The following is a 14,484-nucleotide window of genomic DNA, read 5'->3' as shown; positions in this document are numbered from 1 at the left end:
TAATTGAAGGTAAAGTTAGGAGAAATGTCGCAAAATGCCCCAATTATGTCATTTACGTACCTCATGTTGCATACTGGACAGTAGTAGTTTTGATTGAAAATTTAAACCATGGAATGACGGGCAGTTTCTCAACCCGTTTAGAGGGTTGATAAATTATAAAATAGATTATTTGCCGGTTTTTAATTTTGGGCGGACTTATGAAATTGATGATGCACCCCAAGTCTGTGAAAAGATCCATTGCTCTTGGTCTTCCCGAATCTGTTTGGGGCCCTCTAGATTTATATCTCTTTATCGCCACTATTTTATGTTTATTGAAGTGGCTGTATGGTGTCTGTGTATGTTATTAGCATATTAGGTAGGTGCTGTGATGGTACAAGTGGTGAGCGGTGAAGGGGCATGTCTTTTCTAGTTGTGTTTGCAATACTGATGGTAGCAGCTGAGTTTTTCGAAATATAAATTTTAGAAGTTTCGCACTAAAAAACAATTAGCATATGTCTTTTGAAGCATATATTGATAACATCAAGAAGAAAACAGGAAGTACCCCTGAGGCTTTTAAAGAAGGGATGGAAGCTGATGGCACATTTAGTCCTCAGATGAAAGCTTCTATTTTGTGTAGATGGTTGGCCGAACACTACCAGTTGGGACATGGGCATGTCATGGCCATTTGGAAATATTTTAAAGCAAAAGGATGGATTGTATAGATGAATAAATAATTTCGAGCATTACAAAACCTTTTTAAATTACAAGTAAATGAGAAAATTAGTATTGCAAACCCAATGTACCATTAATGGTTTTATTGGAGGTGTTAATGGAGAAATGGATTGGGTGACTTTTGCCTGGACTCCAGATATCATAGCCTATGTAACGGAACTTACCAACTCAATGGATACTATTCTGCTGGGTCGCAAACTGGCCGAAGGCTTTATCCCGCATTGGGCAAGTGTAGCTGCAGATCCCAATAACCCCGAATATGAGGCCGGTAAGATTTTTACAGAAACTCCAAAAATTGTTTTTTCGAGAACCTTAACGGAGTCGCCTTGGGATAATACCACTATAGCTAAAGCCGATTTAGTTCAAGAAGTAAATGAGCTAAAACAACAGGATGGAAAAAATATCATAGCATATGGTGGAGCGGGCTTTGTATCTTCTTTAATTGCGCATGATTTAATAGACGAATATCATCTCTTTATCAATCCTGCTGCCATAAGCTCGGGGCTTTCTATTTTCGGAGCATTGAATGCCCTCAAGCATTTTCAACTAGCCGATGCCATAAAATTTGAATGTGGTATAGCTGTTTTAAAGTATCAGCCAAGCCGATAAATAAATTTATTTGACAAGAATGGACCTTTCAATAATTGATAATTTTGATACTACGATGAAGGAGTTTATTCGTCTTATTGAGACCACTCCTGATTCACTACTCAATAAACAACCTGATGAAGAAACCTGGTCAGTTGCCCAAATAGGCGATCATATACAAAAGACCTTACAAACGCTCGCATTAGCGCGTGATCATGCGGTGCCATCTAATCGTTTGCCAGATGAGAAGGTCGCTCAAATTAGTGCCATTTTCCTCAACTTTAATGTGAAGTACAAGCAGGAAAAAGGTGAAGCCACTTATCCTAGATTAGAACCTATTGATAAGGCTGAGCTGATCTCCGCATTGAGATATATTGCGAATGAGATTGTGATCTTTTCTAAAAACAATGATTTAAGTTTATTGATTGAAAACTTCGAAGTTCCATTTATAGGGAAGCTAACCCGTTATGAATGGCTACAGTTGCAAATAGATCACACGAAGAGGCATATACACCAGATTCAGCATGTAAAACGTTATCTGCTGCAACAATCAGCATAACATTTTGTTGTATTTTGTAGATGTACTTTGCCAATCGTGTATTGGTTGCATCGATATAATTATAAGCTATGAAAAAGATAGGCCTAATAGGCGGCACCAGCTGGGTATCTACAATTGACTATTATCGGATTATTAACGAGTATGCAAATCAGAAGCGCGGAGGATTACATACGGCTGAAATTATTCTCTATTCCGTCAATTTTCATGAGTTTCAGAGCTACCTGAGAAATTATGATTGGGATCATCTCACTATATATTTTTCCGAGATTACTGAAAAGCTCATTAATGCCGGTGCAGAGATTATCCTTTTAGGAGCCAATACGGCACATGTTGTATACGATCCTCTGCAGCATCGGTTTCCACAAGTGAAAATTATACATATTGCCCAGGCAACAGGTAAGCAAATTTTGAACCACAACCTTCGCAAAGTGGGGTTGCTCGGGACGAAATTTACCATGGAACTAGATTTTTATCGTTCCAAACTCGAAAATATGGGTATAGAAGTAGTAGTGCCTTCTTCTCAAGAGGAGAGGGAGTATATTACGTATACTTTAGAAAATGAGTTGGGACGTAGTATTTTCAAGCCCGAAACACAAAAGGAGTATTTGGGAATTATACAACGCCTAAAAGATCAGCATAAAATTGAGGGTGTGATTTTGGGTTGTACGGAAATTCCCTTGCTGATTAAACAGGATGATATCGATATTCCGGTTTTTGATACTACTAAAATTCATTCCTTAGCTGCTGTAGACTTGGCTCTGGAGTAAAATGCAGGAATATCAAAAGGGTAAGTTATGAACAGTAAGACGAGAAACCGTTTTAAGTTGTGTGTACTTACCCTTTTTCTTAATATTTCATTTGTAGTTTTACACGTACTCATATAATATTTATCGAGATGCAGTGCCTGCAGAGCTGTTTGGTTTTTGAGAGCGCAGAGCTTGTGTAGCAACAATAATACCGATAAGTCCTATAATGGAAGCGAACAACGATCCTGCTTTTCCTCTACCGGAACCGAATACTGCTCCTGCCGTTACGCAAATATGAATGATGCTAAATAAAACGGCTGATAAACTTAACACTAATCCAATATTAACTAGTTTTTTCCTGCCTGTTCTCTTAGCTCGAATGCTTAATACGAGCCCAGATATTCCCAGTATGAATTCTGTCAGCCCGAATACTCTTGCTACCGTAATCCCTTTTACATAGCCTCCTTCATTGAATAGTTTCGGATTATCGGTTATTTGAGAGGATGCTTGTCCGATGGTACATAGCAATAGGATGATCATCATCAGGGCTGCAATATGGTTTTTCATATCTATTTTTTATGGCAAAGCTATTTTTAGGCGACAATAAAAATTTGTATAAAAACGACATTCTACAAAACTTGCACAATACCCCTGTCGCTAGCAGCCTTATATGCTGTCTTAAAGTATTTTTTAGGACTGAGACCTGAAAGTTCTTTGAAATCACGGCTAAAATGTGCTTCATCATAAAAGCCGAAGTCTAAGGCAATGTCAATAAGTCTATCATTTAAAATGGGCTTTGTTAATAAAGCATTGAATCTGACAATTCGCAGAAACTTCTGTGGAGCAAAACCTGTAAGCTCTTTGAACTTTCGCTCAAATTGTCGGAGTGATAAATAATGATTTTTGGCCAAAGCGTTTACCGATACTAAGTTGTAATTGTTCGAAAGTGTCTTAATGGATCTACAAATGGCCGTATTCTCAGATTGAATATTTCTTAATAAAGATTCAAAAAAACGGATAGCGATACTTACCCGCTCTTGATTATTAGTAGCCAGCATTATCTTTTCTTCTAGTTCTTCACCAGTTTTCCCGCAAAGGGCTCTCATGTCTAGCATTTGATTTGTCAATGCGCAAGCCGGTATTCCCAGCAATTGCTTTAACGTATAGGGATAAAGATAAATACCAAAAATACCGAAGCTTTGGTCTGAGGTAATTGTGCTGTTATGAAGTGTTTGACCGTATATGCCGGAGGCTAATATGCTGGTTGGGTTAGTAGCAGATTGAACTTTGAACTGACCTTTATAGCAGAAGGTGATTTCACAGCAATGATGGGCGAACGAAAGATGGGTGAAAATGTTTTCGGGTGAAGCATCAAACTCCAAGAACCAGAACATTCTAATGTAATCAGAAAGATGCTGAGGAGGAGCGATGATTTGGTGTTTTATTTCTTAGAGGTTGTGTATTTTATTACATATTTTATATTCTCTAAAGATATACGTCTTCTACTAAGTATTGGGATGCTATTCATAGGTTCTTAACGATACCTATCTGAAGATTATTATCAAAAGTAGTAAAAAGTTAGGCTCGTACAATTAATATCATGCTCAATGACAGCATGTGTATTACCACGATAATACACCCTTATCATAATATTTTCGAAAAATTTTTGCTCAAATGCTAAAAATATTTATCTTTACAATCAAGATACTTTATTTTAAAGATAAAATATCGCAGAATAGAGTAATAGTATCTTGAAGTGCGATATTCCTTCGAAACGGAATTACATATAGTTGAAAACCCTGTACGATATGCGAAAACTTATAATAATCCTCAGAATCCTGTTGGGTGTCATTTTACTAATTGGTTCCGTACCCTTTTTTTTAAAGCTAACGCCGGAGGCAGAGTTAGTAGGCAGTATGAAACTTTTTAATGACGGTATTAATGCTGCCATTTATTTAATGCCTTTTATAAAGGCAGTGGAACTGATATGTGGTATAGCTTTTTTACTAAATAGATATGTTTTATTAGCATCAATTGCCATTTTACCTATTACTATTAATATTTTCCTGGTGCATTGCTTTATCGCGCCGGAAGGTCTACTTCTGGCGCTTATCATGCTGTTTTGTAATTTATTTCTGATATATAGTAATAAGGAACATTATAAGAATCTTTTGACTGCTAAACTTAGTAGCAGTATTTAAGCCTACCGTAGACTCGTGGTTCAATATCTAGCATTGATGTTGAATCGTGCTCAAGAAAACCACTATATGATAAAATTACTAGAGCATGAATGCTCTCTAAGCCTAAATTTTTATTACATGAAAGGGTATATAGCAAGAATAGACGTTTTTATTAAAGCTTCTCGGAAGCGGTATGGCATGCATTAATTACACCTGAAATAGTGGAGAAGTACTTTTATGGTACTAAGCTAAGTTCTAGCTGGGAAATTGGGGCTCCTATTATTTTCAGAGGGGAATGGAACGGTACCTCCTATGAAGATAAAGGTACTATTCTTCAATTCGAGCCGAATAGCAAGCTAGTGTATAATTATTGGAGTTCTATGAGTGGATTACCTGATACTCCTGAATTTTATCAACTTTTGACTTACGAGCTTACTGAAGTAGAAAATGGAGTAAGGCTAAGCATCACGCAAGAGAATCTGGACAGTGATGAAAGAAGAAAACATGCAGAAGCCACTTGGCTGCCAGTTCTTGAGGGATTGAAGAAAATAGTGGAAGAAACTACTTAAGCCATCATTAGTCCTACTGAGTATTGTATTAAACTCAGTATGTTTTCTAAAATGGAGGTTTATTCCTCCATCCACTTTTTGAACTCCGCGGCCTTTTCCCTACTTATAATAATTTTTTCTTTTAAGTTTATGGAGATGTTCAGTAAAAGCTTTCCGTTGAAGTAATGGGAGGCCTCTTTAATAGCTTTTTTATTTACTATAAATTGTCTGTTGGTTCGAAAGAAATATTTTGGATTTAATTGCTGGGATAATTCATCTAAAGAACGTTCTTCCAGTGTGTAAACTTTGCCGTTTTCGCAATATCCATATATTACTCCGTTCTTAATCTCAAATAATGCAAATTCTTTTACAGGGACGGGTATTAATTTGTCTCTAAAAGTAATTAAAAAAGTTTCCTTGTATATAGGTGGAGCTGATGTAATCATTTTACTGAGCTGCTCGGCGATGAGCTGATTGAGCATGAATTTTTCTTTTCTGTTAAGAAACTTGTCGATAGCTCGCTGCAGTTTTTCCTTTTGTATCGGCTTCAATAAATAATCAATACTATTTAATTCAAATGCTTTTAATGCGTACTGGTCATAGGAAGTTGTAAAAATAATAGGAAAGTGCAAGGGCACGGATTTGAAAATTTCAAAAGCATTGCCATCTGCTAAATGTATATCTAGAAAAATTAGGTCGATTTGTTTAGAAGCGTTTAAGAGGCTTATTGCCTCATCAATATTATCTATCGGTGGGTAAAAATTTGCCTGAGGCAGTATTTCTGCAATCATTTTTATTAATCTTTCCGCTGCATGTTTTTCATCTTCTATTATTGCTATGTTCATTGTCGCAATGAGTTTAGCTTATATTCTGTTGTTGTAATAATGGTAAAATTACTATAAACCATTCACCTGTTTTGCGAATCTGTATGGATTGATTGCAGATGTGCTGATACTGTTGATTGAGATTGTATAGTCCTTTTCCTGTAGAGGGTTCTGCTGTTTTTTTGGGTTGTAGTTGGTTTTTTACTTGAATGTATTTGTCTTCCGATTCGATGATAATTGTCAAGGGGCGTCGATTCGATACTTCATTGTGCTTTATGGCATTTTCCACTAATAATTGCAACGAAATGGGAGGGAGGAATTTATCCAGATGATGCCGTTGTATGTTTAATGTTACCTGCAAATTCCCGTTATGGCGCTCTTGCATCATGTCCAGATAGGCGCGAAGTGACTGTAATTCTTCGTTCAGACTTATTACTGGTTTGTGAAAGCTGTTAAGTATATTGCGGTATACGGTAGACAGGTTGCTAATAAATTGCTTTGCTGCCTGTGAGTTGACGTCTATTAACGATTGAATGGTGTTGAAAGAATTAAATAGAAAATGAGGATTTATCTGATTTTTTAAAGCCTCGTAGGATGCCTCAGCATGTGATTTAAGTAATATCTCATTATTTAATGAGATTTGTTGATTGCGCTTTATGAGCATATAGATTTCCGCAATAAATAGACAGAATAGTACTTCCAGAGTTAGCGATATATGAAATAGGAAAAAATGAAACTTAGGAACCATGGGAATAGCGGCAAGATGCATATTAAGATTGATGCTGATGTATCTTACCGCTATAAATAGTATGATATTTAGTAGTAGCCTGATGTAGAATTTGTGGGTGTTAATTTTAATGGAATAATATTGCCATGTTTTGCGTGTTGTGTTTAGCCATAAAAAAACTAGGGCAACAACGTAGGTGTATGAAAATTTTATAGCATGGTCTATTATTTTACTTTGAGTATCTGCGCTGATGTTATTTCCATAGTTGAATTGTATGTATAGCGCAATTACTACTCTCGGAAGGGAGAATATAAAGGCTATTCCCAATGCACTAAGCAAACAGAATAGGATTTTTTCTTTACTGGTCGACATTAGAATTTTTCACTTTGAGCCTCCCTTTAGGGTAATTCATAGTTTTTAAAGAAATCCCAAATTACATCATTTGCCTTAATTGCCTGCGATGGATCGTCTCCGATGGCCCGCATTTTCATTGCACCTGGCCAGGAATGCCCGCCATCGACTGTCAGATATAACTGAAGCATTATTTTACCATCGGAGTTTTTCCATGATTGAATTGTATAATTGCTTTTTTGAATACTGTCAGCTTCTGATAGACAATTATTTCTATTGCGCCAGTATGCCAATCCTTCTTCTACAGGTTTAAAATGTACCTCTCCAATACCCACACCTCCTGAAAAAGGCACTTTTGTGTCTAATTTAGAATGAATGTGTAAAATGGGAATGGGGCCGCTAAGAGAGGAGTCAGGTGTATTCATCATATTCCCACTCACACTGGCTGCTGCAGCTATTTTATGAGAAAGCTCTGTTGCCAGGCGATATGCCATCATACCACCATTAGACATTCCTACCACATAAATTTTTCTTGAATTGATTCGAAATCGTTGTGGTAGAATTTCTATGAGTGTTTGAATGAAATTTACATCATTTATATTCTGATTCATCGCATAATCGCAACAGCCTCCGGAGTTCCAAGAGCGAATTTTTAGCAACCCATCAGCTTTTTGAACCCCGTCGGGGTAGACTGCAATAAAATTGCTTTCGTCGGCTTTTTTTGAAAAATCGTAATCTTTCTCAAATTGCTCACCGCTTCCACCCACTCCGTGCATTCCGATGACTAAGGGGAGAGGCGCATCATTCTGGTGATAGTTGAAAGGAACTCTCACAATATAGGTTCGAGTGATGCCATCAACTACAATGGTTTCTTTATAACGAACATCGAGGCCTTTGTCTTTGCTGCAGGCTATGTAGGTAAAACTGGATATTGACAGAATTAAAAGTCCTAAGAAAATTTTAGCGTTCATTGTTTTTGTGAGTAGGATTAATTGTTTCTATTTTCTTTTATTTTCTGCTTTATTTTTTCTTGCTCAGCTTTATAAATCGCGTATTGTTGGGAATTGAGTATTTTTTTCATTTGCTGATCTTTTCGCTCATTAGCGGCTCTGAGTTTTTTTAACTTATTTAACTTCGTTGCATTGGAGCTTTTAATTGCGTTTAAGTCTGCTATATATTGTTTGTTTATCGCTTCCATTTTTCTTTCTTGTTCCGAACTGAGATTGAGCTTTTCCTTATAGGCTATCATCATAGCTTGCATTTCTTCTTTATCAGCCTTAAAGCTATCAGCTCTATTAGTTTGGGCTGAAACGTTGCCTAATAGTGTTTGTGTTATTAAAATCGCAATGAATGTCTTTTTCATATAAGAGTTTTTAGTGAAACATAATGCACAAAGAAAATACGATTGGTATTTTTTGTAAATAATAAAATCAGTGAAACGGTAAAAATGTACATTGAAGCGTATTAGAATTGTATGCATAGCAATACTTGATAGGCTCAGGATAATGCATAACCCTCGTGGAGTACCTCTTCGTTGTTTATTTTAATTTTAGTATTGGAGTGTAAAAGTGGTCGTATGATTTGGGATACTTTTGGCATCTTCGCAAATCATATGATTTAGGTATAGCTATATAAAAACCCTGTATGGCGGCATGCATACAGGGTTTAGCATCCCCATTTATTATAATAAGAGGTGGTGTTTATTTTGTTTTGATTAAAGGCTTGTGATGTACTGGGAATTTTACGGAGTTTGCTATAAAACACAATTTATTAGCTTCTTGGTGCAGTTTCTCGGCTTTTGCTATCATGGATGTCTCAGCAACGGTAACTACCGGGTTTAAGGTTACTTCGCTAAAATATCCTCCTCCATCTTCCGTTTCTACCATTATCCCTGTGGCGCTATCTTTATATTCAGTAACGATAACACCATCTCTAGAGCATAAATGTAAGTACCAGAGCATGTGACATGAAGATAGAGAACTCACTAATAACTCCTCAGGATTATGCTTGGTTTTGTCGCCTCGAAATGCCGGATCTGAAGAACCTAACAAGTCTGCTTTGTTTTCAATACTGATGGTATAAGCTCTCTCATAGCTGGTATAAGAGCTGGTGCCTGTACCTAGGTTGCCTGTCCATTTTAGTGTAGTTTGGTAGGGGTGTGTTTTCTTCATAGTTATATTTTAAAACTTATTCCTTTTTTTCATTATATAGTTATATTCACTTCCGATTGGTAGTGCAAGCATGATATACTAATTACCATGGTCAGATATTTTTATCATTTCGTGTCTGAGGTATCGTTAGCTATATTATTAATAACACCTCAAAATTAAGCACTGCATAAAATTTTCCTAATAAAATGTATAGTTTGTTGGCATTTCAGGGTTTGCTTGTAATACCTGTTGATTCTTTAGTAATGTGTGATAGTGTGATATGGGATTATATTTTATAGGGGCCCTAAGAATTTATCTTACCTAGATTAGGAGTGAAATTGCCTTTTAGCTACAGCTTCTCCAAGAAAGCAATATATGGCGCAACACTGGCTTCGATCCACTCTTGGGTACTGTTTCTTTCAATCCCATAATAGGCAAAGAAAGAACGATAATCGGCTCTTATATATTCAAATGTTAGTTCAAAGGGGCGAGTTAGTTCTTCTAGAGTATATTTGTACTTTCCTGTAGGATGGTATTCGTGTTCGTCGATACCGACAGATATTGCTAGTGCAATTTTTTTGCCGCCCATCTTGTAGCCACTTTTGCTCCCATAAGCCCAACCATAGGTAAGCACCTCGTCCAGCCATTTTTTAAAAAAGGGCGGGCAGTTAAACCAGTAGAAAGGGAACTGAAAGATTATCGTATCAAACTGTTCTACCAGTTTTTGTTCGGCTGCGATGTCTATATTTTCGTTGGGATATGCTTTGTGCAATTGGTGAACATAATATTGGTCGGGATATTTATTTAATTCTTCTATCCATCTTTTATTGACCTGTGAATTTTCAATATTGGGATGAATTACTATAACTAATTTTTGCATAATACGATCGTTTTAAATTTTGGTTTGCGAAACTAACATCACAACCTTTACTTTTGTTGGTAAGCAACCAATTGTTAGGTACTATAAATTTTGTAAGTAATGTCAAAAATTAAAGTGACTTCAACTAACTATGCTAATAAAAAAGCTTTAGCAGAAGAGTGTGTAGAAGTATATGCATCACATATTATCGGTGGACAATGGGCGCTAGCTATTTGTTGCTATTTAATTAATGGAAAGCTTCGTTTTAGTGAACTGAAAAAATGTCTTCCCAACATTACGGAGCGGATGCTAACCTTACAGCTGCGCAAGCTCGAGGAAAATAAAATTGTAAGACGTATAGTCTATGCCGAAATTCCTCCTCGTGTGGAGTATGAGCTGACACCCATCGGCTATGCTCTGAAGCCACTTATTAATGAGTTGAGAAAATGGGGCACGAAACACAAAGCACTCTAATGCTTTCGTTGTTTTTTATTATATATTGATGAGTGGATGATTGTTGGAAAAATTTATATATCATTGTCAAAACTGACTACTATACTTCTTCGGTTTCATGCCGATGTGTTGTTCGAATAAGCGGGTGAAATGAGTGAGGTTTTCGAAGCCTAAGGCATAGCTAATAGTCCTTCGTTTTTCCTTGAAATCTCAAGATTATGGTTTATGCATAGTGTCCAAAAATCATTTGTCTCATTGGGGGTACTCCAGAAAGAAATACAAATTTCTTTGTTCTGGCAGTAGATGATATGATATAGAATACATTACTCACAACTTACCTCGGTAAGTTGCTACATACCGCACAAGTAGATCGAGGCTAAAATCTCGAAATTAGGGAATGCCCGCTTTTCTGATTAAAAGGTGAATTGTGCATTATGGGTAGTGATGAGGGGTATACCCATGTGGAAGAAGCTATTCGTTTAGGAATAAGAAAGAGGTTGTGTGGCAACCTCTTTTGGGTTTTATGAAGAGGATGATATATAAAATGGGAATTGTCATATTGCAACACTATTACCATACAAATAACCCTGGAAACCGATAAACGTGTTTCTAATCGTGGCTATATCTCCCAGCTCTTTTTTTGCATCTGCAATAGCACGATATTTCAATACAAGCAAATCACCGATTTTGGTTTCATCCAGTTCGTCAACACCTTGTTTTACATACTGATTTAAAACGAAGTTTAAAAACTCTTGTTGCTTAGGGTCGTAGTTGTTCAAGTAAATTTTAGCTCGTTCAGCTCTGTCTTTACGTTCCAAAATATTGGAATTGAAAGCGATATATGCCAGTACATCATACAAGTCGCTGTTTTCGGCATTTAGTAATTTTTGAAATTCTGTCAACTGTTGCTTAGTAAAACCCTTTTCAGAAAGTTCCTCCAGCAGTTTTTTTCTCGTGTCGGGTTTACTCCATATTTCTCTTAATTCATCTTCATTTTTGAACAATTCAGGCAATGTTCCATAAATGGATTCCAGAAATTCTGCAGCCGATATCGGTCTGCCTTCCGGACTCCAAAAAGATGTACTAATCATGTGCTGAAACTGACGCACCTTTCCATCTGCCAATTTCACTTTTATCATTCGTCTTGGTGGATTGTCGCAACGACAATAAGAGTAACCACAAACAGGACAAGGTTCTGGTGGTGGTTCTTGAGCACAAATACATGGTCTGTGTCCGCAAACATCACAAGGTTGTGGCTGTGGCCTTGGAGGTGTCGGGCTTACAGGTTCTATGGGTTCTCCATCCCATTCAGGATCGCTAAAATGATGATGTGCTTTTACAAAATCGTAAATCGTGAAATAATCTTTACCGTCAAACAAACGTGTTCCACGTCCAATGATTTGTTTAAACTCAATCATGGAGTTTACAGGACGAAGCAAAACAATGTTTCTCACCTCTGGAGCATCTACTCCCGTACTTAACTTCTGTGAAGTGGTGAGAATGGTTGGAATGCTTTTTTCGTTGTCTTGAAAATCTCTTAAATGTTGTTCACCCAATTTCCCGTCATGTGCGGTAACTCGGTGGCAGTAATTAGGGTTTTTAGACGTAGCATATTGATTAATCAAATCCCGAACTGCCAAAGCGTGTAATTGTGTAGCGCAGAAAACCAAAGTCTTTTCGTTTTGGTTTATTAGGCTCATAAATATCTTTACCCGATACTCTTCTCGTTCCTTAATCTCAATGATGCGGTTCATTTCCGCTTCGGTGTATCGTTTGCCTTCTTCGATTTCGCCTTCCAATACGGTATCGTCTGGGGTGAATATATATTCATCGATGGTGGTGTCAATTTGTTTGACTTTAAAAGGCGTTAGGAATCCGTCATTGATTCCTTCTTTGAGTGAGTACACATAAACCGGTTCACCAAAATAGTTGTAAGTATCTGCATTGATGGTACGTTTGGGTGTGGCTGTCAAACCAAGCTGAACGGCAGGGCTGAAATATTCCATAATGGCACGCCAACTGCTTTCGTCATTGGCTCCGCCACGGTGGCACTCGTCTATAATAATGAAATCAAAAAAGTCTTTTGGGTATTCGCCAAAGTACGGCGTATCGTTTGGCCCACTCATAAAGGTTTGGAAAATGGTAAAAAACACACTTCCGTTTTTCGGCACTCTGCCTTTTTTCTTGATATCACTTGGACTGATGCGCACTAACGCATCTTCTTCAAATGCAGAAAAAGCGTTGAATGCCTGATCGGCCAAAATATTTCTATCGGCTAAGAATAAAATTCTTGGGCTTCTTTGGCCGTCTTTCTGGATGTTCCATTTTGCGTGAAACAATTTCCAAGCTATCTGAAAGGCAATGGCAGTTTTTCCTGTTCCTGTGGCGAGGGTTAATAATATACGTTGTCTGCCGTCAGCAACGGCTTCCAAAACTTTTGTAATAGCATTTTCCTGATAATATCGTGGTTGCCAGGTACCGCCACGGTCTTCAAACGGGATGGAAAGTAACTTATCGCGCCAATAGGCTGTTTGGGGTTTGCTTTGGTTTTCTTCCCCAAAAGTCATTTCCCACAATTCATCGGGCGTAGGATAGGAAGACACTTCTCCTTCCTGTCCTTTCTGCATATCGATGCGGTAGATCTTTAAACCATTGGTGCTGAACGTAAACCGAACCTTTAACCTTTCCGCATAACTTTTAGCCTGTGCAACCCCTTCTGTGTAGTGCTTATCCCGCGACTTGGCTTCTATAACCGCCAGGTTTCTGTTTTTGTATTGCAATACATAGTCGGCTTTGTCCGGGCGGGAACGTTGCCCGTGACCAATTAAACGACCTTTGTTGATCGGAAAGTCCATACGGATGCGACTTCCTTCTACAACACCCCATCCTGCAGCCTTTAAGGCAGGGTCTATAAGTTCTGCTCTGGTTTCGGTTTCGTTCATTATTTCGATATTATCAAATAATCTTCCACTATATTAATATCTTCCACTTTATTTAAATAGGGTTTTCATTTTTTATATTGAGCGCTCTATTGAGCATTTATTAGTTTTCTTGCAGATTTTGCTCAATAGGATTCAAGTTCTGGCATTTCCAAATATTGTTTTCCTTCCAAAAGATTTCCAGTTTTCTTTTTATTCGTTCCGCCCCATTGTTTAAAGAAAAATGCAACATCATTTTTTTTGCATTGTTCTTTAATATCCAATACCCATTCCTTTTTCATTGGCCTTGGTTTTCTGCCGCTTTCACCTCCTACTATTACCCAATCAATGCCTTTTAAATTCAAATTAGGTAAAGGTCCGATTAGAGGTTCGCAACTTAAAAATTTCACTCGTGCGTTGGTTTGTCGTAACAAGTCTATGCGATTCATCTCTTTTTCGCTTTCAACAGAAACGCCCATCCAAATATTGTGTGTCCAATCCAACAAATCTTCTTTATCATAATACAGAAGTACATCAGCCCGTTTAGTCAAAATTTGAAAAACGTGCTGAGGATTTTCTTTCATAACCCTGAAAACCTTTTGGATAAATTCAATAGGCACATCTTTATGAAATAGGTCACTCATGGAATTCACAAAAACCATTTTCGACTTTTTCCAAGCATATGGTCTTTGTAATTCATCTTCGTGAATTGCTAAATCAAAGCCTTGAGCATATTTTTCAACCCCCATTGCTTTCAGTCGTCTTGCCATTACTTCTGCGTAACAGAATTTGCAACCCGCTGAAATTTTATTGCAACCCGTTGTCGGGTTCCAAGTCATTTCTGTCCACTCTATGCTCGATTGTGCCATT

17 protein-coding genes and 1 pseudogene are annotated in these 14,484 nt (G+C 37.4%); 7 read left to right on the top strand and 11 right to left on the bottom strand.

The features are described 5' to 3' along the window. Positions 1 to 491 precede the first annotated feature (491 nt). The 4 genes from V2H41_RS12375 to V2H41_RS12360 all read left to right on the top strand — a co-directional run bounded on the left by V2H41_RS12375 (position 492) and on the right by V2H41_RS12360 (position 2,625). Positions 492 to 701: a DUF4287 domain-containing protein gene (locus V2H41_RS12375; RefSeq protein WP_330975470.1), complete on the top strand. Its 210-nt coding sequence runs from the start codon at positions 492 to 494 to the stop codon at positions 699 to 701. 49 nt (positions 702 to 750) lie between these two features. After that, positions 751 to 1,320 (top strand): dihydrofolate reductase family protein, encoded by a 570-nt coding sequence (locus V2H41_RS12370; RefSeq protein WP_330975469.1) that lies wholly within the window; start codon positions 751 to 753, stop codon positions 1,318 to 1,320. Positions 1,321 to 1,339: 19 nt separating this feature from the next. Next, positions 1,340 to 1,858 carry a DinB family protein gene (locus V2H41_RS12365; protein WP_330975468.1) on the top strand — a complete coding sequence of 173 codons (519 nt, stop codon included), beginning with the start codon at positions 1,340 to 1,342 and terminating at the stop codon, positions 1,856 to 1,858. A 68-nt stretch (positions 1,859 to 1,926) separates the two neighbouring features. Continuing rightward, positions 1,927 to 2,625, top strand: a complete 699-nt coding sequence (locus tag V2H41_RS12360; protein WP_330975467.1) for an aspartate/glutamate racemase family protein — start codon at positions 1,927 to 1,929, stop codon at positions 2,623 to 2,625. Positions 2,626 to 2,745: 120 nt separating this feature from the next. Here V2H41_RS12360 and V2H41_RS12355 read toward each other — a convergent pair whose 3' ends face one another. Then, positions 2,746 to 3,171: a DUF6223 family protein gene (locus V2H41_RS12355; RefSeq protein WP_330975466.1), complete on the bottom strand. Its 426-nt coding sequence runs from the start codon at positions 3,169 to 3,171 to the stop codon at positions 2,746 to 2,748. 62 nt (positions 3,172 to 3,233) lie between these two features. Further along, a complete protein-coding gene (locus tag V2H41_RS12350) occupies positions 3,234 to 4,034 on the bottom strand; it encodes a helix-turn-helix transcriptional regulator (RefSeq protein WP_330975569.1) in 801 nt (266 codons plus the stop codon). 378 nt (positions 4,035 to 4,412) lie between these two features. Here V2H41_RS12350 and V2H41_RS12345 point away from each other — a divergent pair, with 378 nt between their 5' ends. Further along, on the top strand, positions 4,413 to 4,805 hold the full coding sequence (locus V2H41_RS12345) for a hypothetical protein (protein WP_330975465.1): 393 nt from the start codon (positions 4,413 to 4,415) through the stop codon (positions 4,803 to 4,805). Positions 4,806 to 4,981: 176 nt separating this feature from the next. Beyond that, a pseudogene (locus V2H41_RS12340) lies at positions 4,982 to 5,353 on the top strand (SRPBCC domain-containing protein); the annotation flags it as partial. A 59-nt stretch (positions 5,354 to 5,412) separates the two neighbouring features. Here V2H41_RS12340 and V2H41_RS12335 read toward each other — a convergent pair. From V2H41_RS12335 to V2H41_RS12310, 6 genes are all read right to left on the bottom strand, one after another. Beyond that, positions 5,413 to 6,177, bottom strand: a complete 765-nt coding sequence (locus V2H41_RS12335) for a LytR/AlgR family response regulator transcription factor (protein WP_330975464.1) — start codon at positions 6,175 to 6,177, stop codon at positions 5,413 to 5,415. Positions 6,178 to 6,190: 13 nt separating this feature from the next. Continuing rightward, positions 6,191 to 7,255 carry a sensor histidine kinase gene (locus tag V2H41_RS12330; protein WP_330975463.1) on the bottom strand — a complete coding sequence of 355 codons (1,065 nt, stop codon included), beginning with the start codon at positions 7,253 to 7,255 and terminating at the stop codon, positions 6,191 to 6,193. A gap of 26 nt (positions 7,256 to 7,281) precedes the next feature. Then, positions 7,282 to 8,205, bottom strand: a complete 924-nt coding sequence (locus V2H41_RS12325) for a CE1 family esterase (RefSeq protein ID WP_330975462.1) — start codon at positions 8,203 to 8,205, stop codon at positions 7,282 to 7,284. A gap of 17 nt (positions 8,206 to 8,222) precedes the next feature. Further along, positions 8,223 to 8,597 (bottom strand): hypothetical protein, encoded by a 375-nt coding sequence (locus V2H41_RS12320; protein ID WP_330975461.1) that lies wholly within the window; start codon positions 8,595 to 8,597, stop codon positions 8,223 to 8,225. Positions 8,598 to 8,934: 337 nt separating this feature from the next. Continuing rightward, entirely contained in the window at positions 8,935 to 9,405 is a 471-nt protein-coding gene (locus tag V2H41_RS12315) for an OsmC family protein (protein WP_330975460.1), read from the bottom strand. 328 nt (positions 9,406 to 9,733) lie between these two features. Beyond that, positions 9,734 to 10,264 (bottom strand): NAD(P)H-dependent oxidoreductase, encoded by a 531-nt coding sequence (locus V2H41_RS12310; protein ID WP_330975459.1) that lies wholly within the window; start codon positions 10,262 to 10,264, stop codon positions 9,734 to 9,736. 99 nt (positions 10,265 to 10,363) lie between these two features. On the opposite strand from V2H41_RS12310, the gene V2H41_RS12305 reads away from it, so the two are divergent. Further along, the gene (locus V2H41_RS12305; RefSeq protein WP_330975458.1) at positions 10,364 to 10,717 is read left to right on the top strand and encodes a winged helix-turn-helix transcriptional regulator; all 354 of its coding nucleotides are present in this window, start codon (positions 10,364 to 10,366) and stop codon (positions 10,715 to 10,717) included. 66 nt (positions 10,718 to 10,783) lie between these two features. Here the strand turns inward: V2H41_RS12305 and V2H41_RS12300 are convergent, their stop codons facing one another. The 3 genes from V2H41_RS12300 to V2H41_RS12290 form a co-directional block, all read right to left on the bottom strand. After that, complete coding sequence (locus V2H41_RS12300) at positions 10,784 to 10,882, bottom strand: AraC family transcriptional regulator (RefSeq protein WP_330975568.1); 99 nt, start codon at positions 10,880 to 10,882, stop codon at positions 10,784 to 10,786. 368 nt (positions 10,883 to 11,250) lie between these two features. After that, positions 11,251 to 13,638: an EcoAI/FtnUII family type I restriction enzme subunit R gene (gene hsdR, locus V2H41_RS12295; protein WP_330975457.1), complete on the bottom strand. Its 2,388-nt coding sequence runs from the start codon at positions 13,636 to 13,638 to the stop codon at positions 11,251 to 11,253. A gap of 122 nt (positions 13,639 to 13,760) precedes the next feature. After that, positions 13,761 to 14,483, bottom strand: coding sequence for a DUF5131 family protein (locus V2H41_RS12290; protein ID WP_330975456.1), 723 nt, complete (start codon positions 14,481 to 14,483; stop codon positions 13,761 to 13,763). Position 14,484 lies beyond the last annotated feature (1 nt).

It is taken from the genome of Niabella digestorum (genome assembly GCF_036409055.1).
GTDB lineage: Bacteria > Bacteroidota > Bacteroidia > Chitinophagales > Chitinophagaceae > Niabella > Niabella composti.
This window is presented reverse-complemented; position numbering and strand designations above follow the sequence as displayed.